The organism is Pseudomonas sp. NPDC089530 (assembly GCF_050280705.1).
Classification (GTDB): domain Bacteria; phylum Pseudomonadota; class Gammaproteobacteria; order Pseudomonadales; family Pseudomonadaceae; genus Aquipseudomonas.
The window spans coordinates 43,918-69,777 of the sequence record NZ_JBNNVU010000013.1; the positions used below are offsets into that span (position 1 = coordinate 43,918).

The following is a 25,860-nucleotide window of genomic DNA, read 5'->3' on the forward strand; positions in this document are numbered from 1 at the left end:
TCAAGCATGCTCCGGGGCCAGGGCCAGCAGCGCCGCACGGCTGCGTTCGAGGAATTGTGTCTTGTCTTCGCCCTCTTCGAGGATCAGCGGGGCGCCAAAGCTGGTGGTGCACAACAGGGGCAGCGGCAGGAAGCGGCCCTTGGGCATCACGCGGTTGAGGTTGGCGATCCACACCGGAATTACCTGGGCCTGTGGATAACTCTTAGCCAGGTGGTAGAGGCCGCTCTTGAACGGCAGCAGGCCGTCTTCCTCCAGATTGCGCGTGCCCTCGGGGAAGATGATCAGCGAGTCGCCGTCGGCCAGGGCGTCGAGCATCGGCTGCAAGGGGTTATCCACAGGCTCCTTGCGCTCGCGGTCGATCAGCACGCCGTTGAACACGCGGTTGATGATGTAGCGGCGCAGCGGGTGGGCCTGCCAGTAATCGGCGCCGGCCACCGGCCGCGTCATCTTGCGCAGGGCGGGGGGCAGCGAGGCCCAGAGCAGCACGAAGTCGCCGTGGCTGCTGTGGTTGGCGAAGTAGATGCGCTGCACCGGCTGCGGCCCGCAACCGAGCCACAGGCTGCGGGCGCCGGTGATGGTGCGGGCGGCGGAGGTGATGAGGGTGGCGACCAGGGGTTCGAGCATGAGAATTCCTTATCCGGCGATGGCCAGCCAGGGGCTGGCCAGGATGAAGCCCAATGTCAGCAGTACTTGCGCCGCCAGCAGCCAGGCCTGGCGCCGCAGCAGGTCGAGCGCGCCACGGCTGCGCTGCGGCCACGGGCGGCCGCCGGCGTTCGCCGGTTGCAGGCCGAGGGCGCTCAGCGCCTGGTCCAGCTCGCGGCTGCGTTCGGCGAGCGGCAGCGGACTGTCCGCCACCCGCTGGAACAGCTCGGCATCGAAGGCCACCCGCAGCGCCCAGTACTTTTGCAGCACGCCCAGTACCAGCAGGGCGACGCTCAGGGCCGTGACCCAGGGGGCGGACAGGCCCAACAGCCATTGGCCGAGGCCGAGCAGGGCGCCGAGCAGCGCCAGGCCTGTGGATAACAGGTCCAGCCCATGCCCGCGGCGCAACAGGCTCGCCACCGCATGCAATTCCATATCAGTGGCCATGGCCGCTCCCCAGGGTTGTGGATAACGGCTCCAGGGCCAGACGGTGCGCGGCGTGCAGGACGATCTGCGGGCGTGCGCGGCGGATCTGCACCAGGGCCGCGTCGACGCTGGCGGCGCGGCCTGTGGACAACAGCCAGGCGGCCACGGCGGTGGCGCTGCGCGAATAACCCAGGGCGCAGCAGACCAGCAGCGGCCCGTGTTTGCGCAGGTGTTCGATGGCTTGCGCGGCCTCGCGGCATTGCAAGGGGGTGGGGGCGGTCAGGTCGAGCACCGGCAGGCTGCGATAAGCCAGGTGGCGACCGTCCAGGGACAGTTCGGCACACAGGTCGAGCACCGCGCTGAACCGGCTGTCCTGCAGCTCGCCGGGGGTGGGGATGCGTCCCAGCCAGACGTTATCCACAACCTCGTCGGGCTGTGGATGGCGACGGGTCCACAGCCGGGAGTTGATCCAGGCCGCCGCCAGATAGGGCGCCAGCAGCCAGCGCGCGGCGCTGCCGAGGCGGCCGTCGGTACCTTTCTGGAAGCCCGGGGCATCGAACAGCCCGTAGTTCAGCGCCACCACCAGCAGCGCCACCGCCGGCCACAGCAGCCACAGCCAGGCGCCGCCCAGGGCGAAGGCCGGGATCGCCAACGCTAGCGCTCCCAGGGTGTAGCGCAACGCCAGGCGCCAGCGTTGGCGATCGCCAGCCAGCCGCAGGTTCTGCAGCAGGCCGGGACGGTCCAGCGGCCACAGCCAGACGCACAGCCAGCCGGCCAGGGCGCCGGTGGGCAAGTCGATAAAGTGGTGTTGATAAGTGGTCAGCACCGACACCCCGATCAGGGCGAACCAGCCGTGCACCAGCCAGCGCCAGGCGCCCTGGATATGCCGCGCATAGCACACCCAGAGCACCACCAGCAGCGCGATATGCAGCGACGGCGCCTGGTTGAACGGCTTGTCGAAACCGGCCAGCACGTCGAACAGCCAGCCGAACAGGCCATCCAGCTCCGGCCGCTGGAAGGTGAAGCGCAACGGCCAGAGCAGGAAGCAGCTGACGGCGATGACCTGGGCGGTCAACAGGCGCAAGGCATGGCGCTTGAGCTCCGCGCGGCTGTTGGGCAGCAGCAGGGAAAAGCCGTACAGCAGGTCGATCGACCAGTAGGGCACGATGGTCCAGGCCCAGAACGGCATGTGCCGCTCCCAGTCGAACACCAGGCTGCCGACTTCGGCGCGCTGCGCGGTGACCCAGGTGGCGAAGCCATAGGTGCCGAAGAACAGCGGCGCCAGCAGCAACAACCAGAGCACCGCGGGCTTCAGCAGGCCGGGCTCGCGGGTGGCGATGGCGGCGACGGTCATCATTGCACCCGCTGCGCCAGGGACACGCTGAAGATGCCCCATTGATCGACCCGCAGGGTGATCCGGCGAAAGCCTGCGGCTTCCACCAACTGGTCCATCTCCGCCTGGGTGCGGCGGCGCATGACCCAGGCCTGCCCCGCGCGGTGGCTGGTCAGGGCGCGGGCGATCAGCTCCAGCTGCGGGTGCCACGGCTGCCCGGTGTAGACCAGGTAGCCGCCCGGTTCCACGGCGGCGGCCAGGCCGGCCAGGGAGTCGCCGACCATCTGGTTGTCGGCGAAGAGTTCGTACAGGCCGGAGACCACCGCCAGGGTCGGTTTGGGGTCCAGGGCCGCGAGGTCGTTGCGGTCGAAGGCATCGCCTTTGACGAACCGGGCGATCTGCCCCAGGCCCTTCTCGGTGATCAGCGCGCTGCCGTCGCGCACGTTGATGTCGCTGTAGTCGCGCAGCAGGATCGACTCGGGCAGCGGGTTGACGCCCTGCAGGGCTTCGAGAATGTAGCGCCCGTGGCCGGCGGCGATATCGACGATGCGCACCTCGCGGCCCTGGTCGCGGAGTTTCTCCATGGCCAGGCGCAACAGTTCTTCCACGTGCAACTTGCGCTGGCGAATGCCGCGCCAGCCGATGGAGTTCAGGTAGTTGCGGTCGATCGCCCGGCCCACGGGCGAGGTGCCGGTGGGCTGGTTGCGGTACACGTAGTCCAGGGTGCTGCCGGAGTCGAAGCCGGTGTCGAAACCCAGCTTGACCCCGGCCGAGAGCTGGCTGCCCAGGCGCATGCTGGCGCGGGTCAGGCGCCAGTAGAGGTCGCGCGGCGAGTTGTGCGGCAGGGGCGCCGCCAGCGCTTCGGACTCGGCGCAAGTGGCGCCCAGGCGGTCGGCGTCGAGCAGGGCAGGGCGGTTCAGCGGCCGGGCGAAATTCTGCAGGATGAAGCGCCGGGCACTGGCGACGGCCGGCCCTCGGGCCTGCTCGCCAAGGGTGTCGTGGAAGAAGCCCGGCAGGATGTGTTTCTCCTTGTGCAGGCTGCCCAGGCGGTCGAAGAACTGTTCCTGGGGCTTGCGATGCACGACGAAGTCGGCGCCGGAGATCAGCAGCTGGGTCGGCACCTGGATCGCCTGGGCATCGGCCACCACCCGTTCGGCGGCTTCGTACAGGCCCAGCAGCACGTTGACCGAGATCGCCTTGGTGATCAGCGGGTCGCTGTCATAGGAGGCCACGCGCGCCGGGTCATGGCTGAGGAAGCGCGCCTTGACGTAGCTGTTGACGAAGAAGTTGCCGCGAAAGCGCCGCAGCAGCGCCAGGCCCGGACGGGCGAAAGGCACGTAGAGCTTGACCTTGAACGCCGGCGACGCCAGCACCAGGGCGCGGATGCGCGGCGCGTAATCGTGGACCCAGGTGGCGGCGATCACCGCGCCGACGCTCTGGGCCACCACCGCCATGTGTTCTTCGTCGATGCCGTGGCTGCTGCGCAGGTGATCGCAGAAGGTCTGCACGTCGCGCACGCTGGTGGCGAAGCTCGGGCTGTCGCCCCGGGCGCCGGGCGACTGGCCGTGGCCTCGGGCGTCCCAGGCGAAGAAATCGAATGCCGGCAGGTCCAGTTCGTCCACCAGGTGGGCGATCCGCGCGGAGTGTTCATGGCCGCGGTGGAACAGCAGCACGGCCTGGCGTGGTGTGTCCGGCGAGACGGCGGTGGCCGGCCAGTGGCGGTAGAACAGCTCGACGCCGTCGTGGGTGGTGAAGGTCTGGTGTTGAGCTTCGCGCATGGCAACTTCCTTATTCTGTGGGGGCGTTTTGCTGTGCTTCTTCTTGCTTGCGTACTTCGAGCAAGCCCTGGCGTACCCGGTTGATCAAGGTGTAGACCAGTAGCGCGGCGACCAGCGCCAGCGCGCCGTTGATCCAGGCGGCGCCGAGCCAACCCAGGGCGACGCCGGTGGCCAGGACGCCGAGCACGAACGCCCGGTCGCTCTTGCCCATGGGGCCGTCGTAGCGGCGCGAGGCACCGACCATCGGCCCCAGCACGCCGGCGTATTCGCTGAACAGCGCCAGCAATGCCAGCAGCACCACCAGCAGCGGGCTGACACCGGGGATCAGCGCAAAAGGCAGGATCAGCGCGCTGTCGGCGACCACGTCGCACAACTCGTTGAGGTAGGCGCCCAGGCGCGACTGCTGGCCGAATTCCCGGGCCAGCATGCCGTCGATGGCGTTCAGCGCCATGCGCAGGATCATCCACAGCGGGATCAGGATGAACAGCCAGAGATGGCTGGCGAAGCTGCCGATCAGCACGCCGACCAGCACGGAAACCGCCCCCGCCAGCAGGGTGATCTGGTTGGCCGTGGTGCCGTTGTCGTACAGGCGCTGGACAAGGGGCCGCAGCAGGTTCTGGAAGCGCGGTTTGAGCTGGTAGATCGAGGGCATGGCTGGACGTTTCCTTGTCACGAAGAGAGGCGACCGAATTATGGTCACAGATGCCGCGGGCTGGCATCAGCGCCGCGCCGGTTTTCCCTGGCTTTGTGACGCGCTCATGGCAAATAAAGGCATAGGTCGGCGACGAAAATTTCACTACTATCGTTATATCGTAACGATTTGTGGCGAGTGCAATGGCCTGCCGGAGGTGTTATCCACAGGCCGCAATGGGTTAACGAGCAACGTCGGGGTGCTATGCAAGTCGATCTTGAGACTGAAGAGGCGGGGCTCGAAGCCTTGCCCAGGTTTCAGCGCGCGGCCTTTCACGAGCGCCGTCTGAAGCGTTGGGGCATTGGCCTGGCGGGGCTCGCCGGGGCCGGGCTGGTGGTGGCGTTCTTCGTCGAACTGTTTGCCCCGCAAGCGTTATGGCCGGCGTTGCTGGTCAACCTGGCCGCGGCCTTGCTGGTGCTGGTCGGTGGCTTGCAGGCGGCGGGCTGGGTCAGCGCCTGGCGCGCGGCGGCCCTGCTGCAGGTGCCCGACGCAGCCTCCAGCCCGCCTCCGTTGGCGGAGGAACCGCCTCCCGATCAAGGTTGGTATGACCGTCTGCTGGAAGGCCTCGGCCGGCGTGGCGCCGGCCTGCTGGCCCAGATCGGCGCACCGACCCTGTGGCTGGGGGGCTGGGCCCTGCTGGTGCTGTTGGCCGTGGAGCAGGTGTGGAACCTCGGCCTGCCGGCCGCGCCCCTGGGCCTGGCGGGTAATGTCGGCGCGGCGCTGGCGCTGTTGCTGGCCTTCGGCTTGCTGGTGTTCGAGCGCCAATTGAGTCAGGAACATCCCGGCGAATGGCCGGAGGCCGCGGCGCTGGCGCAACTGGCGCGGGTGGCGATCATCTGCCTGGTGCTGGCGGCGTTGTGCCTGTTGTTCAGCAGCGACACGGCGTTGTGGCCGGTGCGCCTGGGCGTGCTGATCGGTGCCTTGCCGGCGCTGGTGGCGCTGGAGTTCCTGCTGCGCGCGCTGTTGTCGTTGTTCAGCCCGCGTCGTGAGCAGTTGGAACCGCGGATGCTGGCCCACAGCGTGGTTGCCGATCTGCTGCGCTGGCCACCGCGGCCGTTGCTGGCCTTGCAGCACGAATTGCACAACCGCTTCGGCATCGACCTGCGGCAGATCTGGGCCTTCACCTATATGCGCCGGGCGTTCCTGCCGGTGCTGCTGGTGGTGCTCGGCCTGGGCTGGCTGCTCACCGGGCTGCATGAAGTGCCGTTGCAGGGGCGGGGTATCTACGAACGTTTCGGCAAGCCGGTGGCGGTCTTCGGGCCGGGGTTGCACGCGGGCCTGCCGTGGCCGCTGGGCCGGGTGCTGAGTGTCGAGAACGGCGTGGTGCACGAACTGGCCACCAGCGTCGGCGAGGCGCCTGCCGCGATCGAACCGGCCTCGGCGGAAGGTCCGCCACCGGCGGTGGCCAACCGTCTGTGGGACGCCAGCCACGTCAACGACAAGTCCCAGGTGATCGCCAGCGGCAACGCCGACAAGCAGAGCTTCCAGATCGTCAACATGGACGTGCGCTTCGTCTATCGCATCGGCCTGAGCGATCAGGCGGCGCTGGCGGCGACCTATAACAGCACCGACATCCCGCAACTGATCCGCAGCACCGCCAGCCGCATCCTGGTGCACGACTTCGCCGCGCGCACCCTCGACGGTCTGCTGGGCGCAGACCGCACCCGCCTGGCCGAGGACATCGGCCGGGCGGTGCAGACCGACCTGCAACAGCTCGACAGCGGGGTGGAAATTCTCGCCACCGTGGTCGAAGCCATCCACCCGCCGGCGGGCGCCGCGAATGCCTATCACGGCGTGCAGGCAGCGCAGATCGGTGCCCAGGCGCTGATTGCCCGCGAGCGCGGCGCGGCCCGCGAGCAGACCAACCAGGCGCAGTTGCAGGCCAGCATCGCCCAGGACCAGGCCCAGGCCACGGCCCATGAAACGCAGGCCACGGCGCAGGCGGCCGACCTGCGTTTCGGCGCCGAGCAGAAGGCCTATGCCAGCGCCGGCCAGGCCTTCGTGCTGGAGCAGTACCTGAGCCAGCTGGCCCAGGGCCTGGGCAATGCCAAGTTGCTGATCCTCGACCATCGCCTGGGCGGCGCCAGCGCGCCGACCCTCGACCTGCGTACTTTCACGTTGCCGACCGAGCCTTCGGTGCCGGGTAAAACCGTTCAGCCAGGAGCCGTCCATTGAGCCAGTCCCATTCCCACGATCATTCGGATCACGCCGGCCACGATCACGGCCACGGTGGGCATCACCATCACGGACACCACCATCATCACCATGGCGCGCCGGAAGAGGCGGGGCCTTTCCCCTGGCGTCGCATGACCTGGGCCCTGCTGCTGGTGTTGTTCGCGGTCGCGGCGGCGAGCCTGGTGCAAGTGCGCTCCGGCGAAGCCACGGTGATCACCCGGTTCGGCAACCCGGCCCGGGTACTGCTGGAGCCGGGCCTCGGCTGGCGTTGGCCGGCGCCGTTCGAGGCGGCGATCCCGGTGGACCTGCGCCTGCGCACCACCTCCAGCGGCTTGCAGGATGTCGGTACCCGCGACGGCCTGCGCATCATCGTCCAGGCCTATGTGGCGTGGCAGGTGCAGGGCGACCCGGACAATGTGCAGCGCTTCATGCGCGCGGTGCAGAACCAGCCGGACGAAGCGGCGCGGCAGATCCGCACCTTTGTCGGCTCGGCCCTGGAAACCACCGCCAGCAGTTTCGACCTGGCCAACCTGGTGAACACCGATGCCAGCAAGGTGCGCATCGCCGATTTCGAAGCTCAGCTGCGCAAGCAGATCGAACAACAGTTGCTCAGCACCTACGGGGTGCGGGTGCTGCAAGTCGGTGTGGAACGCCTGACCCTGCCGTCGGTGACCTTGACCGCCACCGTCGACCGCATGCGCGCCGAGCGTGAAACCATCGCCACCGAACGCACCGCCATCGGCAAGCGCGAGGCGGCGCAGATCCGCTCCGCCGCCGAGCGCGATGCGCGCATTGTCCAGGCCGATGCCACGGTGAAAGCCGCCGACATCGAAGCCCAGTCCCGGGTGCAGGCGGCCCAAATCTACGGCCGTGCCTACGCCGATTCGCCGCAGCTGTACAACCTGCTGCGCTCGCTGGACACCCTGGGCTCCGTGGTGACGCCTGGCACCAAACTGATCCTGCGCACCGATGCGGCGCCGTTCCGTGTGCTGGTGGACGGGCCGCCGACACTCGGCAATAAAGCCGCCGGGTCGCAACCATGAGTGTGGTTCCACGTGGAACACTCGAGCCCGCGAGCCCCTGGATTCAGGCCGGGCGCCTGGCCTTTCTCGCCCTGTATGGGGTGACTGTACTGGCAGCGCTGGCCTGGGCCTTTTCCAATGTGCGGCAGATCGATCCGCAGAACCGCGCGGTGGTGCTGCACTTCGGCGCGCTGGAGCGGATCCAGAATGCTGGCCTGCTACTGGCCTGGCCGCAGCCGTTCGAACAGGTGGTGCTGTTGCCGGCCGCGGACCGGGTGATCGAACGTCGGGTGGAAAGCCTGCTGCGTTCCGATGCGGCCCTGAAAGGCGACAAGGTGGCGAGTTTCGCCGTGCCCCTGAGCGATGCCCTGGCCGGTTCCGGTTACCTGCTGACCGGCGATGCCGGGGTGGTGCAACTGGATGTGCGGGTGTTCTACAAGGTCACCGAACCCTATGCCTTCGTGCTGCAGGGCGAGCATGTGCTGCCGGCCCTGGATCGGCTGGTGACCCGTAGCGCCCTGGCCCTGACCGCCGCGCGGGATCTCGACACCATCCTGGTGGCGCGTCCGGAACTGATCGGCGCCGACAATCAGGCCGCCGAGCGTCGCGAGCGGTTGCGCGGGGACCTGGTGCAAGGCATCAACCAGCGCCTGGCGGACCTGGCGGCGACCGGGCAGGGGATCGGCATCGAGGTGACCCGGGTCGATGTCCAGTCCAGCTTGCCGGAGCCGGCGGTCAGCGCGTTCAACGCGGTGCTGACCGCCAGCCAGCAGGCCGACAAAGCGGTGGCCAACGCCCGCACCGACGCCGAGAAACTCACGCAGAGCGCCAACGAACAGGCCGACCGCACCTTGCAGGTGGCCCATGCCCGGGCCGGCGAGCGCCTGGCCAAGGCCCAGGCCGACACCGCCACCATCCAGGGGTTGGCCGCGGCGCAGCGCAACGGCACCGACCCGGAAATGCTCCTGCGTATTTACCGTGAGCGGCTGCCGAAGATTCTCGGCCAGGCCGGCTCGGTGACCACGGTCGATCCCAAGGACGATTCCCGTCTGATCATTCAGGGAGCCCAACCATGACTGCTCACTCCCATGCCGCGCCGGCGAGCATGCTGACTTCCGCTGAACAACGCAGCGCCGCGCGCCAACTGACCCTGGCCATGCTGGCGCTGGGGCTGCTCGGCCTGGGCCTGGTCTGGCGCTGGCTGGCCCCGGAGCAGGGTGGCGTCAGCCAGTTGCTGCTGGGGTTCGCCTCGTTGCTGGTGGTGCTGCCGGTGATGCGCTCGGCCTGGTACAGCCTGCGTTACCCGAGCCTGCATGGCATCACCGACCAGTTGATCGCCCTGGCCATGCTCGGCGCCTGGGCCACCGGCGATCTGCTGACCGCCGCGCTGCTGCCGATCATCATGATCTTCGGCCATGTGCTGGAGGAGCGCAGCGTCATCGGTTCCCAGGAGGCGATCCATGCCCTGGGCCGCCTGACCCGTAGCCATGCGCGCCTGGTGCAGGCCGACGGCAGCGTCCGCGAGGTGGACAACGCCAGCCTCAAGGCCGGCGATATCGTCGAAGTGCGTGCCGGCGACCGGGTGCCCGCCGACGGCCTGGTGCTGTCCGGGCAGGCCAGCCTCGATACCGCGCCGATCACCGGCGAGTCGGTGCCGCTGGAGGCCGCTGTCGGCATGCAGGTATTCGGCGGGGCGATCAACCTCGACGGCCTGTTGCGCCTGGAGGTGACCCGCACGGGTCATGAGTCGACCCTGGGCAAGGTCATCGCGCTGATGCAGAGCGCCGAGCGGGCCAAGCCGCCGATCACCCGTTTGCTCGAACGTTACGCCGGCAGCTACATGGTGCTGGTGTTGCTGCTGGCGGCAGTCACCTGGTTCATCACCAACGATGCCCAGGCGATGCTCGCGGTGCTGGTGGCGGCCTGTCCCTGTGCCCTGGTGCTGTCCGCGCCGGCCACGGCGATTGCCGGGATCGCTGTGGCGGCGCGCCACGGCATCCTGATTCGCAGTTCGGCGTTCCTCGAGGAACTGGCGGACCTGAGCTCGCTGGTGGTGGACAAGACCGGCACCCTGACCTTCGGCACCTTGCGCCTGCAAGCCATCGACAGCCCGCGGGAGGATCGCCAGGGCTTGCTAACGCTGGCGGCCAGCCTCGGTTCGGCCAGCAGTCACCCGGTCAGTCGGGCGCTGGCCGCGCTGGTGGCCCAGGAGCATTTCCTGCTGCTGTCGGATATTCGCGAGCGCCAGGGCCTGGGGGTGGTCGCGCGGACCGCCCAGGGCGAGGCGGCCCTGGGCCGCCCCGAGTTGTTCGCTCAGTTGGGCATCGTCACCACGGCGGTGCCCGAACATGACGGGCCGATTGCCGGGCTGGCGCTGAACGGCGAGTTTCTCGCCTGGCTGCTGCTGGCCGACAGCGTCAAGCCGGAAGCGCGCTTTGCCCTCGACGAGCTGCGCGAGCTGGGCCTGGGTCGCCAGTTGCTGCTGACCGGCGACCGGCAGAGTGTGGCCGAGCGCCTGGCCCTGGATGTGGGCATCGGCGACGTCGAAGCCCAGGCGCTGCCGGAAGACAAACTCCAGCGCGTGCTGGGGGAAATCGACAAGGGTTTCCGGCCGATGGTGGTGGGCGACGGGATCAACGATTCCCTGGCGCTCAAGGCCGGCGTGGTCGGTGTGGCCATGGGCGCGGGCGGGGCGGACATCGCCCTGGCGTCGGCCGATATCGTGCTGATCGGCAGCGACCTGCGGCGCCTCGGCACCTGTGTGCGCCTGAGCCGCCAGTGCCGCCAGACCCTGCAGGCGAATGTGGTCATCGGCCTGGGCTGGACCCTGGCCATCGTCGCCTTTGCCGCGTTCGGCTGGCTCGGCGCGGCCGGGGCGATGATCGCCGCCGTGCTGCATAACCTCAGCACCTTGCTGGTGCTGGGCAACGCCGGGCGCCTGCTGCGGTTCCAGGAACCGTTGCTCAAGCTCGATGACAACCTGTCGTTGGCGGTGCAGGAGCCGCCGCTCGACGCTCGATAGCTGGTGGTGACGGACAGGGGAAATGTGCCCGCTCAGAGGGGCTGAAACGCTGTCGAACTGTGCGCCGGGTTGGCGGTCATCTGTGAAGAGGACCCGGCGCAATACTCAGGTGCAACCGGGATTGTTGCAGCGCTGGCACTGATGAATCTCAGCTATCAGATCGATAGCCTGCTATTTTTTCAGTATGGTCTAACCTCACTCAGACGTCTGAAACAAGGGGGGATAATCCATGCTCGCGCAACTTCCACCGGCCTTACAGAATCTGCAATTACCGCTGCGTCTGCGACTCTGGGACGGCCATGAATTCAACCTGGGACCAGCGCCCAGCGTCACCATTGTGGTCAAGGACCCGCAACTGGTCACCCAGTTCACCCATCCCACTCTCGACTCGCTGGGGGCGGCGTTCGTCGAGGGCAAACTGGAACTGGAAGGTTCGATCAGCGAAGTCATCCGGGTCTGCGACGAACTGAGCCAGGCACTGCTGGCGGGCGAGGAAGACGTTCTTCCGGTGCGCTCCCAGCACGACAAGGCGACCGACGCAGCGTCTATCTCTTACCACTACGACCTGTCCAACGACTTCTACCAGCTGTGGCTCGACAGCGACATGGCCTATTCCTGCGCCTATTTCGAGACCGGCAGCGAAAGCCTGGAACAGGCCCAGCAAGCCAAATTCCGCCACCTGTGCCGCAAGCTGCGCCTGCAGCCCGGCGAGTACCTGCTGGATGTGGGCTGTGGCTGGGGCGGGTTGGCGCGCTACGCGGCGCGGGAGTTCGGGGCCAAGGTATTCGGCATCACCCTGAGCAAGGAACAACTGGAACTGGCCCGGGAACGGGTGATCGCCGAAGGCTTGCAGGACCAGGTGGAACTGCAGCTGCTGGACTACCGCGATTTACCCCAGGACGGCCGTTTCGACAAAGTGGTGAGCGTCGGCATGTTCGAGCATGTGGGCCACGCCAACCTGGCGCAGTACTGCAAGACCCTGTTCGGCGCGGTGCGTGAAGGCGGCCTGGTGATGAACCACGGCATCACCGCCAAGCACATCGATGGACGCCCCGTGGGCCGCGGCGCCGGCGACTTCATCGAAAAATACGTGTTCCCCAATGGCGAGCTGCCGCACCTGTCGATGATCTCGGCCGAGATCAGCGAAGCGGGGCTGGAGATCGTCGACGTGGAAAGCCTGCGCCTGCATTACGCGCGCACCCTGGACCACTGGAGCGAGCGCCTGGAAGACAACCTGGAAGCCGCCGCCCGGCTGGTGCCGGAACAGGCCCTGCGCATCTGGCGCCTGTACCTGGCCGGCTGCGCCTACGCGTTCGCCCGCGGCTGGATCAACCTGCACCAGATTCTCGCGGTCAAGGCTCACGCCGACGGCAGCCACGAACTGCCCTGGACTCGCGACGATCTGTACTACTCCTGAATCACCCAGGCTCTGCACACAAAGTCGACGAGCGCCCAGCGCAACCACTTTGTGTGCAGAGCCTAGAGGATCGGTGAAATAAGCCGGGCCACCCGCATGCCGAGTTGCTGCAGGCGGTGGGTTTCCCGGCCTTCTTCCTTGGCGATTTCCCGGGAACGCTCGAAGTCGAGGTTGAGCATATGCTCCACCTCGCGGGCGAAGGCGTCGTCCACGGTCAGCAACATCACCTCGAAATTCAGGCGGAACGAGCGGTTGTCCAGGTTGGCGCTGCCGATCGCGCTGACTTCGCTGTCGATCAGCACCACTTTCTGGTGCAGGAACCCCGGTTGGTAACGGAACACCCGCACGCCGGCACGCACCGCTTCGAAGGCGTACAGGCTGGAGGCGGCGTAGACGATCTTGTGGTCGGGCCGCGACGGCAGGAGGATCCGCACATCCACCCCGCGCAGGGCGGCCAGGCGCAAGGCGGAGAACACCGCCTCGTCGGGCACGAAATAGGGGCTGGTGATCCACACCCGTTCGGTCGCCGCGTGGATGGCCTCGACGAAGAACAGCGAGCAGGTTTCATAAGGGTCCGCCGGGCCGCTGGCCAGCAGCTGGCACAGCACGCCGTCGTCGGGGTAGGTGTCCGGCAGGATCAGCGGCGGCAATTGCCGCGAGGCCCAGAACCAGTCTTCGGCGAAGGACTCCTGCAGGCAGGCCACCACCGGGCCGCTGACGGCCACATGGGTGTCGCGCCAGGGCGCCAGCGGCGGTTTTTTCCCCAGGTATTCGTCACCCACGTTATGCCCGCCGACGAATCCTTGCAGGCCATCGACCACCACTATCTTGCGGTGGTTGCGGAAGTTGATCTGGAAGCGGTTGAGCCAGCCGCTGCGGGTGGCGAAGGCATGCACCTGGATGCCGGCATCGCGCAGCGGCTGCACATAGGAATGGGGCAGGGAGTGGCTGCCGATGCGGTCGTAGAGCAGGTGGATCGCCACGCCTTCGCCGGCTTTTTTCAGCAGCAGGTTTTGCAGGCGCTGGCCAAGGTCGTCGTCGTGGATGATGAAGAACTGGATCAGCACCGCGCTGCGGGCTCGCTCGATGGCGGCGAAGATCGCCTCGAAGGTGGCATTGCCGTTGATCAGCAGTTGCACATGGTTGCTGGCCAGGCAGGGCATGCGCCCCAGCTTGGGCATGGCTCGCAGTGAGGTATAGGCGTTCGAGGCCCGGGCACTCAGGGCTTCTTCGATCCAGGGGCGCCAGTTCAGGTCGTTGATGGCCTTGCGCATCTCCAGGTTGGCCTGGCGCCGGGCCTTGATATAGGCGTCGAAGGTGCTGCGGCCGAACACCAGGTAGGGCACGAGGGTCAGGTACGGCATGAACAATAGCGACAGGGCCCAGGCGATGGCGCCCTGGGCAGTCCTGACGGTCAATACGGCGTGGATGGCGGCGATCAGGCCGAGACCGTGCAGCGTGGCAATCAGGTAACCAAAAATATGCGGGCCAAAATAATCCATGGGGCAGCCTTGCTCCTGAAGATTCAATGCCTAGAGTCTGTACGAAAGGCCGAGCACAGCCACTTTTCGTACAGACCCTAACAGACCATGTTCGAGGCCAGTTGTCGCTATTTAATTCGCCATGCAACGCCGCGGCATTTTTCGCGTCTAAGGGCCACTACTGTCTAGGAGTCATTCGATGAAGCTTCGTCTACTGGGTTTGGCCATGGCTGCCGTTGTGTCGCTTCCTCTGGCCGCGCAGGCCCAGATGCTGCAACCGGGCCTGTGGGAGCTGACCACCAGCAACATGAAGGTCGACGATCAGAACCTGCCGGATCTGTCGTTGATCCTCGGCCAGTTGCAACAACAGCTGACACCCGAGCAACGGGCGCAGTTGGAGAAGCAGGGCGTGACCATGGGCGGCAAGGGCATCCGCGTGTGCCTGACGCCGGAGCAGGTGAAGTCCGACACCATTCCGTTGCAGGACCCGCAATCGGGTTGCCGTCAGGAAGTTACCGACCGTACGACCAACCAGTGGAAGTTCCGCTTCAGCTGCCCGCGGGCCCAGGGTTCGGGTGTGGCGAAATTCCTCAGCGATCGCGAGTTCACCACCAACGTCAACGGCACCTTCAATGCCACCGGCTTCCAGCAGAAGGGCAGCATGGACACCCGTGCGGTGTGGCTGGGGCAGGATTGCGGGAGCGTTAAACCAAGAGCCTAAGAGCATCGCGGGCAAGCCACGCTCCTACAGGTCCGTATGTCATTCATACGTTTCCTGTAGGCGCGAAGCTTGCCTGCGATAGCGCCCGCCCGGACCCCGCCGCTACAATTCCATCCGCAAGCGCTCCACCACCTCGCTGACCGCCATCCGCCCCAGGTCCTCGCCATGACGGTTGCGCAGACTGACGAATCCCCCCTCTTTTTCCTTGTCGCCGACCACCAGCAGGTACGGCACTTTCTGCAGGCTGTGCTCGCGGATCTTGTAGCTGATCTTCTCGTTGCGCAGGTCGGCGCCGGCCCGTACGCCGTGCTGGCGCAGGGTGTCGCTGACCGCCTGGGCGTAATCGGCCTGGCCCTCGCTGATGGTGATCACCACTGCCTGGCGCGGCGCCAGCCAGCAGGGCAGGGCGCCGCTGTAATGCTCGATGAGGATGCCGATAAAGCGCTCCAGCGAACCGAACAAGGCGCGATGCAGCATCACCGGACGCTGGCGTTCACCCTGGTCGTCGATGTAGCCGATATCGAAACGCTCCGGCAGGTTGAGGTCGACCTGCAGGGTGCCGCATTGCCAGTCGCGGCCGATGGCGTCGCGCAGCACGAACTCCAGTTTCGGGCCATAGAACGCGCCTTCGCCGGGGTTGATCCGGTAGTCGATTTCCATCTGTTCCAGGGCGCCGGACAAGGCACCTTCCAGCTGGTCCCACAGCTCGTCGCAGCCGATGCGATGGGCCGGGCGGGTGGAGAGCTTGACCGCCACCTCGTGGAAGCCGAAGTCGCGATAGATGTCGAACACCAGGGCGATGGTGCTTTCACATTCCGCCTGCATCTGCGCCGGGGTGCAGAAGATGTGCGCGTCGTCCTGGGTGAAGTGGCGCACCCGCAGCAACCCATGCAGCGCGCCGGAGGGTTCGTAGCGATGCACCTTGCCGAACTCGGCGATGCGCAGCGGCAAGTCGCGGTAGCTTTTCAGGCCGCGGGCGAAGATCGCCACCGCGCCGGGGCAGTTCATCGGCTTGAGGGCGAACACCCGCTGGTCTTCGGTGGTGGTGCTGAACATGTGGTCGCGGTAGTTCTGCCAATGCCCGGAGGTTTCCCAGAGGCCGCGGTCCATCACGTCCGGGGTGTTCACTTCCTGATAGCCGGCCTGTTCCTGGCGCTGGCGCATGTAGCCGAGCAGTTGCTGGAACAGGGTCCAGCCCTTGGCGTGCCAGAACACCGAACCCGGCGCGCAGTCATCGAAGTGGAACAGGTCCAGCTGCTGCCCGAGCTTGCGGTGGTCGCGCTTGCCGGCTTCTTCCAGGCGGGTCAGGTAATCCTTGAGGTCTTTCTGGGTGGCCCAGCAGGTGCCGTAGATCCGTTGCAGCGGCGCGTTATTGGCGTCGCCGCGCCAGTAGGCGCCGGCGACCTTGGTCAGCTTGAACGCCTGGAGGATGCCGGTGAACGGCACGTGGGGGCCCCGGCACAGGTCTTCGAAATCACCCTGGCGGTACAGCGACAGCACCTGATCCTGTGGCAGGTCGTGGATCAGTTCGACCTTGTAGGGCTCGCCCAGCTTGGCGAAGTATTCCAGGGCATCGTCACGGGACAGTTCACGTCGGCGGACCGCATGATTGGTCGCCGCCAGCCGGGTCATGCGCGCTTCGATGCGTTGCAGGTCGTCGGGGGTGAAGGGGCGCTCGTAGGCGAAGTCATAGAAGAAGCCGTCCTCGATCACCGGGCCGATGGTCACCTGCACAGTGGGGTACAACTCCTTCACCGCCATGGCCAGCAGGTGCGCACAGGAGTGGCGCAGGATCTCCAGGCCCTCGGGCTCGCGGGCGGTGACGATGCTGACCCGGGCGTCGCCTTCGATGACAAAGGAACAATCCACCAGCCGCTCGTTCACCCGACCGGCGACCGCGGCTCTGGCCAGGCCGAGGCCGATGCTCGCGGCCACCTCGTACACGGAAAGCGGCTGGTCATACTCACGTTGGGCGCCGTCGGGCAGGGTGATGCGAATCATCGGGGGTGTTCCTTGGTGTTTCAGAAAGAAGAAGTCAGCGGGTAAAGCGCAGGGGCAGGCCCTGGCAGTTGTCGTACAGGCGCCCGGCGTGCCAGGCGAGTTGCCCCGACACCAGGGTGGTGGCGACGCTGTGGCGCAAATGGCGGCCGGCGAAGGGTGTCCAGCCGCACTGGGCGAGGATCGGCTGGCGGTCCACGGCGAGGCCCTCGGGCTCCGGCCTGATCAGCACCAGGTCGGCCCAATAGCCCTCGCGCAGGTAACCGCGGTCGGGAATGGCGAACAGGTCGGCGACCCGGTGGCTGGTTTTCTCCACCAGGGTGGTGATGGGCAGCACCCCGTCGGCCACCAGTTCCAGTAGGGCGGGCAGGGCGTGTTGCACCAGCGGCAAGCCGGAAGGCGCCTGGCGGTAGGGCTGCTGTTTTTGCGCCCAGGTATGGGGCGCATGGTCGCTGCCGATTACATCCAGGCGCTGGCCGAGCAGAGCCTGGCGCAGGGCATCGCGGTCAGCGCGGGTCTTGATCGCCGGGTTGCATTTGATCAGGTGCCCCAAGCGCGCGTAGTCACGGTCGTCGAACAGCAGATGGTGCAGGCAGACTTCGGCGGTGATGGTCTTTTGCGCCAGCGGTTTGTCTTCGAACAGTTCAAGCTCCCGGGCGCTGGTCAGGTGCAAGACATGCAGGCGCGTGCCGTGGCGCCGGGCCAACGCCACGGCCAGGGAGGAGGAGCGATAGCAGGCTTCGGCATCGCGGATCAGGGAATGGGCCACGGCGGGAATCGCTTCGCCGAAGCGCTCCTGCATGCGTCGCTCGTTGGCCAGGATGCTCGGCGTGTGTTCGCAGTGCGCCAGGAGCAGGGTCGGCACCTCGGCGAACAGGCGCTCCAGCACCTGCGGATCGTCCACCAGCATGTTGCCGGTGGAGGCGCCCATGAACACTTTGACCCCGGCGACCAGACAGGGATCGAGGGCCGCGACCGTGTCGAGGTTGTCGCGGCTGACGCCGAAGTGAAAACCATAGTTGGCCACCGAGTGGATCGCGGCGCGGCGCTTTTTGTCCTCCAGCGCGGCCAGGGTCAGGGTCGCGGGCTGGGTGTTGGGCATGTCCATGAAACTGGTGATGCCCCCCGCCACGGCGGCGCGGGATTCGCTGTGGAAGCTGCCTTTTTCCGGCGCGCCGGGATCGCGGAAGTGCACCTGGTCGTCGATCATCCCCGGCAGCAGCCAGTGGCCCCCGGCATCGATTTCAGTGCGGGCGGTCTGGCCTTCGATGCTGCTGGCGATCTTTACGATGCGCCCATGGTCCAGCAGCAGGTCGGCGTCGAATTCACGGCCTTCATTGACCAGCCGGGCGTTGCGAATCAGCACGCTGTCCATGTTCAGAACTCGTTCTGCAGGGCTTTGTAACCCCGCACCAGATCGACATTGGTGCGCGCCACGTCTTCGGAAAACTCCGAGGCGCTGACGCTGACCGGCGGGAATTGCGCGAGGTCGGTACTGGGCCCGATGCGGGTAGTGGAGGGGACGTAGAAGTCCCGGGGCAGGTCGCGGCCATCGACCACCGAGTTGTGGCGGACCACGCTGCCGTCGCCGACCGCGCAGTTGAACAGCACGCTGTTGAAGCCGATGAACACCCGGTCGCCGACCTTGCACGGGCCATGGACGATGGAGCGGTGGGCGATGGAACTGAACTCGCCGATGGTCACTGCAGCGCCGGATTTGGAGTGGATCACCACCCCGTCCTGGATGTTCGAATTGGCGCCGATGATGATCGGGTCCATGGCGCCGTGCTCGTTGACTTCGTCGGCGCGGATCACCGCGTAGGGGCCGACGAATACGTTCTCGCCGATCACCACCTTGCCGCAGATGATCGCGGTCTTGTCGACGTAGGCCGACTCGGCGATGACCGGCAGATCGCCGGAAGGGTTCTTGCGAATCATGGTGTGAGCTCCTGGACCGGTTCGCTGATGACCTGCACCGCGCCGTCGCGAATGGCGTTGTAGAAACAGTTGCGGCGCCCGGTGTGGCAGGCCGGGCCTTGTTGATCCACCAGCAGCAGGACCGCGTCGCCGTCGCAATCCAGGCGCGCTTCGAGCAAGCGCTGGCGATGTCCCGAGCTTTCGCCCTTGCGCCACAGTTGTTGGCGCGAGCGCGACCAGTAGCAGACCTGCCCGCTGGCCAGGGTCTCGGCCAGCGCCTTGCGGTTCATCCAGGCCAGCATCAGCACCTCGCCGGTGTCGTGCTGCTGGGCGATGGCGGCGATCAGGCCGTCGGCGTTCCATGGCAATGCATCGAGTACCCCGATGAGGGGCCAGCGACTGTCCAGGGGCGCGGTTTCCAGGTCGAGCAGCGACAGGGGCGGGCGTGGGTGCATGGGGTGCTCGGGGCGAGTCACGGGGCCTCCCAGTTCCAACGACTTTCGGCCACAGCGTCGTGGGCGTGCAGGCTTTCGGCGTGCACCACCCTCACCTGGAAGGCGCGGATACCGGGCGAGCGTTGCAGGGCGAGGTTCAGGCGGCGGGCGGCGTCTTCGCAGAACATCAGGTTCTGCCCGTTGGCCAGGGCGAAGGCTTGTTCGTCGGCACGTTTCACCGCGGTTTGCACGGCGGTGCCGAGGGCGGCTTCGGCGTCGTTGATCGCGGCGATCAGCGGCAGCTCGTCGAGGAAGTCGTCCAGGCGCAGCTGTAATTGTGCTGTGCTGCGTTGGCTGTGGGGCGTGGCGACTATGCCTTTCGGCGAGCCGAGCCAGGCCAGGATGTCTTCGTGTTGCAGCGAGCGGTTGGCGAAATCCTCGATGAATTGCTGCTGGATCAGCTGTCGGGACAGCGCGGCGGAGCAAGGGCAGGTGGAGGAATATGGCACCTGGATTTTTAGTTCCACGTGGAACATTGCGTTTTGCAGGCGCGCTTCGATGCTCACCGGATAGGTTTTCCAGCCAGCCAAGGGGCTGATCAAGGCCGGGCGTTTCAGCAGCAGATCGGCATGAATCCGCAGGTAGGCGCTGCTGGACAGGCTGTCGTGACTGTCGAGAAAACGTTGCAGCAAACGGCGTAGCAACGCCGGCGTGAGGTTTTCCTGTTCGAGCATTTCCAGCGCCAGATACAGGCGCGACATATGAATGCCGCGGGCTTCGCCGTCGTCGAGGCTGACCCCGGCATCCGCTGTGGCGCCTATCCGCTGGCCATCAAACAACACAGGTAAGGCAATGCCGCACATGCCCACCCACTCAAGGGGCAGGGCCTGGCGTGCGGACTGCGCGGCGATATCCGGCAGAGTCAGCGCGTTCATGAGCAGGTCCGTCGTTGGAAAAGATCAAATGTTATATTATAACGATGCGATCGATGAAGCCCTTTCCTGAACGTTTTTTCACCACGCCTTATCGAGTAGGGATACTCCTCAACCTGCGGTGTCAGTCATGCACAGACGTCAATTGCTCAACCTGCTGCTGGCCAGCGCGACCCTGGTTCTACCTTTTGGGGTGTCCGCCACCCAGATCCGCAACCTGCGGCTATGGAAGTCGGCCGACAAGCTGCGCCTGGTGCTCGATCTGAGTGGCCCGGTGCACTACAAGACCTTTTCCCTGAGTGCGCCGGAGCGACTGATCGTCGACCTGAGCGGCGCCCAGCTCAGCGGCGATTTCAGCCAGCTGGCCCTGAACGGCACGCCGATTCGCGGGATCCGTTCCGGGCCCTTCGGCCAGGGCGATACGCGGATCGTCCTCGACCTGGCCGAACCGGTGCGCCTCGACAGTTTTCTGCTGCCGCCCCAGGACGGTCAGGGCCACCGCCTGGTGCTCGATTTGAGCAACGCGGTTCGCGCCCCGCAGCAGACCGCGGCGGCCAGCGCCCCCGCCGCGCCGCGTGAAACCCCGGCGGATAAGGCGCACCCCAAGCGCGACATCATGGTCGTGGTCGACCCCGGTCACGGCGGCAAGGACCCGGGGGCGGTGGGCGCCCGTGGCGAGCGGGAGAAGGATGTGGTGCTGGCGATTGCCCAGTTGCTGGCTCGGCGGCTGAAGCGTGAGAAGGGGTTCGCCGTGAAGCTGGTGCGCAACGACGATTTCTTCGTGCCGCTGCGCAAGCGGGTGGAGATCGCCCGCCAGCACAAGGCCGATATGTTTATCTCGGTGCACGCCGACGCGGCGCCGCGCCTGACGGCGTCCGGGGCCTCGGTGTATGCACTGTCCGAAGGCGGCGCCACTTCGGCCACGGCGCGCTTCATGGCACAGCGGGAGAACGGCGTCGACCTGCTGGGTGCCACCAGCCTGCTCAATCTGAAAGACAAGGACCCGATGCTCGCCGGCGTGATTCTGGACATGTCGATGAACGCCACCATCGCCGCCAGCCTGCAGTTGGGCAGCACGGTTCTGGGTAGCCTGGCGGGCATCACCACCTTGCATCAGAAGCGCGTGGAGCAGGCCGGTTTCGCGGTGCTCAAGTCCCCCGACGTGCCTTCGATCCTGGTGGAAACCGGCTTCATTTCCAACAGTCGCGACAGCCAGCGCCTGGTTACCGCACGGCACCAGCAGGCGATTGCCGATGGATTGTTCGTGGGCTTGCAGAGCTACTTCCAGAAGAACCCGCCGGTGAACAGCTACATGGCTTGGGTGCAGGAGCAGAAAAAAGCGCAGGTCTGATGACACCCGTTTTTGTAGGAGCACAGCTTGCGTGCGATGAAGGCGCCGCGGTGTATCTGGCCTGCCGCTTGCTCCTACGAAATACGCGGTTTAACAACCCGTGATCCGGCTGCAGGTGAACTGGGCGCTGCTGCCGCCGGAGCTGGAAAAGCGGTTGCGGGTGGTCCAGCCGATGCGCTGGTTGTAGCCGACCCAGGCTTCGCCGTCGGAGGCCAGGCCGGTGAAGAAGGTCAGTTGTCCGTAGCGGCTGTTGGTTTGCGCCCAATAGCGTTTGCCGGCCACCTCGAACCCCCGCAGATAGAGGGTGTTGCCTAGGGTCGCAACGCTGTAGGCATTGCCCTCGGCATCCACGCAGGCCAGCAGGTTGGCGCTGCGGGTGCAGGTGGCGAGGGTGCTGGGCATTTGCGCCGTGGCGGCCTCCGCAACCAGCAGCAAAAGGCTCAGCAGCAGGTATTTCAGGGCATTGCGCATGGGGTTTCTCGGCGGGAGAGGCTCAAGCTTGCCGCCCTTCGTCGCGGGCGGCAAGAGAGGGTTGGCTTATCTGTGTTGTTATAATATAACATAAAATAAAGCCTGACCCATGACCCACCATGACTCGATTCCCCATGACCGAAGCGCAACTGCTCGCCCAGCCCGAGGCGGACTACATGAACGACGTCCAGCAGGCCTTTTTCCGCGAGTTGCTGCTGGCCCAGCGCGTCGAGCTGCAAGCGCGTATCGACGGTGAGTTCGAGGTGTTGCGCGAGCAGGAGCCCCACAGCGACCCCGCCGATATCGGCAGTGCCGAAGAGCAGCGCCAGTGGCAACTGCGCCTCTTGGAGCGGGAAAAGAAGCTGCTGGACAAGATCGACGAAGCCCTCGAACGCCTGGCCCGCGGCGAGTACGGCTGGTGCCGCGAAACCGGCGAGGCCATCGGCCTCAAGCGCCTGCTGCTGCGGCCCACCGCCACCCTGTGCATCGAAGCCAAGGAACGCCAAGAGCTGCGCGAACGCCATCAACGGGCGATCTGAGCCAGCCCCCCAGCCCCCCGATGAGGACCCACCCATGACCGACCGTCTCCCCGTTACCGTGCTGTCCGGCTTTCTCGGCGCCGGTAAAAGCACGCTACTCAACTACGTCCTGCGCAACCGCGAAAATCTGCGAGTGGCGGTGATCGTCAACGATATGAGCGAAATCAACATCGATGGCAGCGAAGTGCAACGCGATGTCAGTCTCAACCGCGCCGAAGAAAAACTGGTGGAAATGAGCAATGGCTGCATCTGCTGCACCCTGCGCGAAGACCTGCTGGAGGAGGTCGGCAAACTGGCCAGGGACGGGCGCTTCGACTACCTGCTGATCGAGTCCACCGGCATCTCCGAGCCGCTGCCGGTGGCCGAAACCTTCACCTTCCGCGATGAAACGGGGCAGAGCCTGGCCGACATCGCGCGCCTGGACACCATGGTCACGGTGGTGGACGGCATGAATTTCCTGCTCGACTACCAGGCTGCGGAAAGCCTGGCGTCCCGCGGCGAAACCCTGGGCGAAGAGGACGAACGCTCGATCACCGACCTTTTGATCGAACAGGTCGAATTCGCCGACGTGATCCTGATCAGCAAGATCGACCTGATCGGCAGCGACCAGCGCCAGGAGCTGATCGCCATCCTCGAACGGCTCAATGCCCAGGCACAAATCATCCCCATGGTGATGGGTGAGGTGCCGCTGACGAAGATCCTCAACACCGGCCGTTTCGATTTCGAACGGGCCTCTCAGGCTCCAGGCTGGCTGCAGGAGCTGCGTGGCGAACACGTGCCGGAAACCGAGGAATACGGCATTGCCTCCACGGCCTATCGGGCACGGCGGCCGTTCCATCCGCAGCGCTTTTTCGACTTCATCAACCGCCCCTGGGGCAACGGCAAACTGCTGCGCTCCAAGGGCTTCTTCTGGCTGGCGAGCAAGCATCAGGAGGCGGGCAGCTGGTCCCAGGCAGGTGGCCTGATGCGCCATGGCTTCGCCGGACGCTGGTGGCGTTTCGTGCCGAAGCAGCACTGGCCCCAGGATGCGGAAAACACCGCGGCGATCATGCAGAACTGGACCGCCGCCACCGGCGATTGCCGCCAGGAGCTGGTGTTTATCGGCCAGAACATCGACTTCGCGCGGCTCACCGCCGAACTCGACGCCTGCCTGCTGAGCGACGACGAAATGGCCCTGGGCGTGGAGGGTTGGCGCCTGCTGCACGACCCGTTCGGCCCCTGGCATGAAGAGGTCGCCGCCTGATGCACTACCGACCGCTGCCCAGTGCAGGCGCGAGCGTGCTGGCGAAAAAAGCCTTGCAGCCCACGCCGCAAACATCGATGCGCCGCCAAGCTTGCGGCCCGGCCCCCATCGTCCTTGCCGAGGTGCTGGACGACGAGGTCAACTTGGCCCTGTGGCAGCGTCGGCTACCGGCGCATATCGCCGATTTCTCCGCCTTGCTGCTGTCGTTGAACGAGCCCTTGGCCGAGTCGCTGTCGCTGGAGCTCGACCCGGAGGATGCCGAGCCGAACCTGCGTGGGCTGGCCTCCGGCTTCAGCGACCTGCAGGGCTACGAAGGGTTTGTCGCCGATATCGCCTGGCTGGTCAGCGCCTTTGCCTGCCTGCTGGGGGCCAGGCGCGTCGGCCTGCGCCTGCGGGCGCTGGAAAACGCCATGTGCCCGCGCTTTCATGTCGACCATGTGCCGGTGCGCCTGATCACCACCTATGCCGGGGTCGGCAGCCAATGGCTGCACGAAGGCGCGATGGACCGCCAACTGCTGGGCCAGGCCGAGGCCGAACCCCGGGATACGGCAGCGATCCAGCAGATCGCCAGCGGCGAAGTGGCCTTGTTCAAGGGTGAGAAATGGCTGGGCAACGAGGGCTTCGGCCTGATCCACCGCTCACCGCAACCGGCCCCCGGCGAACGTCGCCTGATCCTCACCCTGGACTGGCTCGGCTGATGGGCTACAGGAATTTCGCTGTCGCCGGTTAGCGCGTAGGATCAATCACCTCTTTTCCGAGCGCTTCACACCCATGCTGCAAAACATCCCCACCCACGTCATCGCCGGCCCCCTGGGTGCGGGCAAGACCAGCCTGCTCCAGCACCTGCTGGCGCAGCGCCCGGCCAATGAACGCTGGGCGGTGCTGATCAACGAATTCGGCCAGATCGGCCTGGACGCGGCGCTGCTGACCCGGGATGCGGACGGTATCGCCCTGGGCGAAGTGGCCGGCGGTTGCCTGTGCTGTGTGAACGGCACGCCGTTCCAGGTGGGCCTGGGGCGGCTGTTGCGCAAGGCCAGGCCCGATCGCCTGTTTATCGAACCGTCCGGGCTGGGGCATCCGGCGCAACTGCTCCAGCAATTGCGCGAGGCGCCCTGGCACAGCGTGCTGGCGGTGCAACCCAGCGTGCTGGTACTCGATGCCCAGGCGCTGGCGGCGGGCAAACCGCTGCCGCAGGCCCAGCAGGAAGCGCTGCCCAGTGCCGGCCTGTTGCTGCTGAACAAGGACGAAGGGCTGGAGGCGGTGCAGCGTCAGGCCATTCTCGAGCGCTTGCCGGATTGCCCGGTGTTCTGGACCACGCGCGGCAGCTTGCCGCTGGATCGTCTGCCCGGGGTGGAGGTGCGTGCGGGGGCCGCAGCCGCGGCTCTCGAAGTACCCCAGGGCTTGGCCCAGCTACCGGCGATCTGGAGCGATCCGGCCCAACCCATCTGCCTGAGCCAGGCTCAGGAAGGGGGCTGGAGTATCGGCTGGCGCTGGCACCCGAGCCGCGTGTTCGATATCGGGCAAGTGGAGTTTTGGCTGTCGAGCCTCGATTGGCGTCGGGCCAAGCTGGTGCTCCATGGCGCGCAGGGCTGGGTGTCGGGCAATGCCCTGGATAACGCGGCGCTGCACTGGCAACCCTGCGAATGGCGCCGGGATTCGCGGATCGAGCTGATCTTCCGTGAGGCGCAAGAGGTGAGTGTGCTGCAACAATCCCTGGCCGCCTGTTGCCAGTTGTAGGAGCGAGGCTTGCCCGCGAAAAGATCGTCAACGCTGACGCGGTGTAACGAAAAGACCGCCGCTTCGCGGCTATCGCGAGCAATCGAGCGTCGACCGGCTGCTCCTGCAGGAAAGGCTATTTGCTGCGTCCTTCCCGCCACTGGCTCAGTTCGATGACCTCGGCGCTGTGTATGGGCGGCGCGGGTGGCGGCGCAGGGGTTTCGATCGGGTAGGGCGCCAGCTCGATCTGCGCGCTGTGGGCGCCGAACTGGGTGATGGTCCCCGAGTGACGGGTTTCGCCGGTGACGGTGAATTCGAAGGTGTAGACCCGGGCCAGGCGACGACGGCCACTGGCGTCCCTGGCGAAGCCGATGCGCTTCAAGGCCACGTTGCCGTCCAGCAACTCGATATCGAGCCGCGCGCAATGCTGCTTGACCCGCTCCAGCGCGCGTTCGCGCAAGCCGTGGTTGTGCCAGAGCCAGGCGGCGCCGGTCGCCAGCAGCATCAGCACGAAAATATTTCCAAGGGTCAACATGGGGTGCGCTCCAACG

The 25,860-nt window shown here is 66.2% G+C and carries 24 protein-coding genes; 11 read left to right on the top strand and 13 right to left on the bottom strand.

From position 1 onward, the window contains the following. The 5 genes from ACQKQA_RS07825 to ACQKQA_RS07845 are packed head-to-tail and all read right to left on the bottom strand — an operon-like array spanning nt 1 to nt 4,831. A complete protein-coding gene (locus tag ACQKQA_RS07825) occupies nt 1–624 on the bottom strand; it encodes a lysophospholipid acyltransferase family protein (protein ID WP_427555193.1) in 624 nt (207 codons plus the stop codon). Nucleotides 625–633: 9 nt separating this feature from the next. Beyond that, entirely contained in the window at nt 634–1,089 is a 456-nt protein-coding gene (locus ACQKQA_RS07830; RefSeq protein WP_427555195.1) for a hypothetical protein, read from the bottom strand. Next, nucleotides 1,079–2,422: a phosphatase PAP2/dual specificity phosphatase family protein gene (locus ACQKQA_RS07835; RefSeq protein ID WP_427555197.1), complete on the bottom strand. Its 1,344-nt coding sequence runs from the start codon at nt 2,420–2,422 to the stop codon at nt 1,079–1,081. The genes ACQKQA_RS07830 and ACQKQA_RS07835 overlap by 11 nt, the downstream gene beginning before the upstream one ends. Continuing rightward, entirely contained in the window at nt 2,422–4,179 is a 1,758-nt protein-coding gene (locus tag ACQKQA_RS07840; protein ID WP_427555199.1) for a bifunctional alpha/beta hydrolase/class I SAM-dependent methyltransferase, read from the bottom strand. The genes ACQKQA_RS07835 and ACQKQA_RS07840 overlap by 1 nt, the downstream gene beginning before the upstream one ends. A 10-nt stretch (nt 4,180–4,189) precedes the next feature. Next, entirely contained in the window at nt 4,190–4,831 is a 642-nt protein-coding gene (locus ACQKQA_RS07845; protein ID WP_427555201.1) for a CDP-alcohol phosphatidyltransferase family protein, read from the bottom strand. A gap of 243 nt (nt 4,832–5,074) precedes the next feature. Here ACQKQA_RS07845 and hflK (ACQKQA_RS07850) point away from each other — a divergent pair, with 243 nt between their 5' ends. From hflK (ACQKQA_RS07850) to cfaB, 5 genes are all read left to right on the top strand, one after another. Beyond that, nucleotides 5,075–7,045 (top strand): protease modulator HflK, encoded by a 1,971-nt coding sequence (gene hflK, locus ACQKQA_RS07850; RefSeq protein WP_427555203.1) that lies wholly within the window; start codon nt 5,075–5,077, stop codon nt 7,043–7,045. Further along, nucleotides 7,042–8,088, top strand: a complete 1,047-nt coding sequence (gene hflC / locus ACQKQA_RS07855; RefSeq protein ID WP_427555205.1) for a protease modulator HflC — start codon at nt 7,042–7,044, stop codon at nt 8,086–8,088. Before hflK (ACQKQA_RS07850) ends, hflC begins: the two co-directional genes overlap by 4 nt. Next, nucleotides 8,085–9,143 carry a protease modulator HflK gene (hflK, locus tag ACQKQA_RS07860; RefSeq protein WP_427555207.1) on the top strand — a complete coding sequence of 353 codons (1,059 nt, stop codon included), beginning with the start codon at nt 8,085–8,087 and terminating at the stop codon, nt 9,141–9,143. The genes hflC and hflK (ACQKQA_RS07860) overlap by 4 nt, the downstream gene beginning before the upstream one ends. After that, entirely contained in the window at nt 9,140–11,089 is a 1,950-nt protein-coding gene (locus ACQKQA_RS07865) for a cation-translocating P-type ATPase (protein ID WP_427555209.1), read from the top strand. The genes hflK (ACQKQA_RS07860) and ACQKQA_RS07865 overlap by 4 nt, the downstream gene beginning before the upstream one ends. A gap of 229 nt (nt 11,090–11,318) precedes the next feature. Continuing rightward, nucleotides 11,319–12,506, top strand: coding sequence for a C17 cyclopropane fatty acid synthase CfaB (gene cfaB, locus ACQKQA_RS07870; protein ID WP_427555211.1), 1,188 nt, complete (start codon nt 11,319–11,321; stop codon nt 12,504–12,506). A 62-nt stretch (nt 12,507–12,568) separates the two neighbouring features. Here the strand turns inward: cfaB and cls are convergent, their stop codons facing one another. After that, nucleotides 12,569–14,008 carry a cardiolipin synthase gene (cls, locus tag ACQKQA_RS07875; RefSeq protein WP_427555213.1) on the bottom strand — a complete coding sequence of 480 codons (1,440 nt, stop codon included), beginning with the start codon at nt 14,006–14,008 and terminating at the stop codon, nt 12,569–12,571. Nucleotides 14,009–14,186: 178 nt separating this feature from the next. Between cls and ACQKQA_RS07880 the strand changes: the two genes are divergently transcribed. Further along, nucleotides 14,187–14,708, top strand: coding sequence for a DUF3617 domain-containing protein (locus ACQKQA_RS07880; RefSeq protein ID WP_427555214.1), 522 nt, complete (start codon nt 14,187–14,189; stop codon nt 14,706–14,708). Between the two features lie 102 nt (nt 14,709–14,810). Here ACQKQA_RS07880 and thrS read toward each other — a convergent pair whose 3' ends face one another. From thrS to folE2, 5 genes are read right to left on the bottom strand one after another with little or no spacing between them, the layout of a single operon-like run. Then, complete coding sequence (gene thrS, locus ACQKQA_RS07885) at nt 14,811–16,709, bottom strand: threonine--tRNA ligase (protein WP_427555216.1); 1,899 nt, start codon at nt 16,707–16,709, stop codon at nt 14,811–14,813. 34 nt (nt 16,710–16,743) lie between these two features. Continuing rightward, nucleotides 16,744–18,081: a dihydroorotase gene (locus ACQKQA_RS07890; RefSeq protein WP_427555218.1), complete on the bottom strand. Its 1,338-nt coding sequence runs from the start codon at nt 18,079–18,081 to the stop codon at nt 16,744–16,746. Nucleotides 18,082–18,083: 2 nt separating this feature from the next. Beyond that, a complete protein-coding gene (locus ACQKQA_RS07895; protein WP_427555220.1) occupies nt 18,084–18,644 on the bottom strand; it encodes a carbonate dehydratase in 561 nt (186 codons plus the stop codon). After that, on the bottom strand, nt 18,641–19,078 hold the full coding sequence (hisI, locus tag ACQKQA_RS07900) for a phosphoribosyl-AMP cyclohydrolase (RefSeq protein ID WP_427555222.1): 438 nt from the start codon (nt 19,076–19,078) through the stop codon (nt 18,641–18,643). Before hisI ends, ACQKQA_RS07895 begins: the two co-directional genes overlap by 4 nt. A 17-nt stretch (nt 19,079–19,095) precedes the next feature. Then, nucleotides 19,096–19,992, bottom strand: coding sequence for a GTP cyclohydrolase FolE2 (gene folE2, locus ACQKQA_RS07905; protein WP_427555224.1), 897 nt, complete (start codon nt 19,990–19,992; stop codon nt 19,096–19,098). A 127-nt stretch (nt 19,993–20,119) separates the two neighbouring features. Here folE2 and ACQKQA_RS07910 point away from each other — a divergent pair, with 127 nt between their 5' ends. Beyond that, a complete protein-coding gene (locus ACQKQA_RS07910) occupies nt 20,120–21,340 on the top strand; it encodes an N-acetylmuramoyl-L-alanine amidase (RefSeq protein ID WP_427555226.1) in 1,221 nt (406 codons plus the stop codon). 90 nt (nt 21,341–21,430) lie between these two features. Here the strand turns inward: ACQKQA_RS07910 and ACQKQA_RS07915 are convergent, their stop codons facing one another. After that, on the bottom strand, nt 21,431–21,811 hold the full coding sequence (locus ACQKQA_RS07915) for a glutamine synthetase (RefSeq protein WP_427555228.1): 381 nt from the start codon (nt 21,809–21,811) through the stop codon (nt 21,431–21,433). A 134-nt stretch (nt 21,812–21,945) separates the two neighbouring features. Here ACQKQA_RS07915 and dksA point away from each other — a divergent pair, with 134 nt between their 5' ends. From dksA to ACQKQA_RS07935, 4 genes are all read left to right on the top strand, one after another. Further along, nucleotides 21,946–22,350, top strand: a complete 405-nt coding sequence (gene dksA, locus ACQKQA_RS07920) for an RNA polymerase-binding protein DksA (RefSeq protein ID WP_427555284.1) — start codon at nt 21,946–21,948, stop codon at nt 22,348–22,350. 34 nt (nt 22,351–22,384) lie between these two features. Beyond that, a complete protein-coding gene (gene zigA / locus ACQKQA_RS07925) occupies nt 22,385–23,593 on the top strand; it encodes a zinc metallochaperone GTPase ZigA (protein WP_427555230.1) in 1,209 nt (402 codons plus the stop codon). A gap of 77 nt (nt 23,594–23,670) precedes the next feature. Then, the gene (locus ACQKQA_RS07930) at nt 23,671–24,291 is read left to right on the top strand and encodes a DUF1826 domain-containing protein (protein ID WP_427555286.1); all 621 of its coding nucleotides are present in this window, start codon (nt 23,671–23,673) and stop codon (nt 24,289–24,291) included. A 73-nt stretch (nt 24,292–24,364) separates the two neighbouring features. Further along, nucleotides 24,365–25,330 (top strand): CobW family GTP-binding protein, encoded by a 966-nt coding sequence (locus tag ACQKQA_RS07935; protein ID WP_427555232.1) that lies wholly within the window; start codon nt 24,365–24,367, stop codon nt 25,328–25,330. A 115-nt stretch (nt 25,331–25,445) separates the two neighbouring features. Here the strand turns inward: ACQKQA_RS07935 and ACQKQA_RS07940 are convergent, their stop codons facing one another. Beyond that, on the bottom strand, nt 25,446–25,844 hold the full coding sequence (locus ACQKQA_RS07940; RefSeq protein WP_427555234.1) for a DUF3301 domain-containing protein: 399 nt from the start codon (nt 25,842–25,844) through the stop codon (nt 25,446–25,448). Nucleotides 25,845–25,860: the final 16 nt, after the last annotated feature.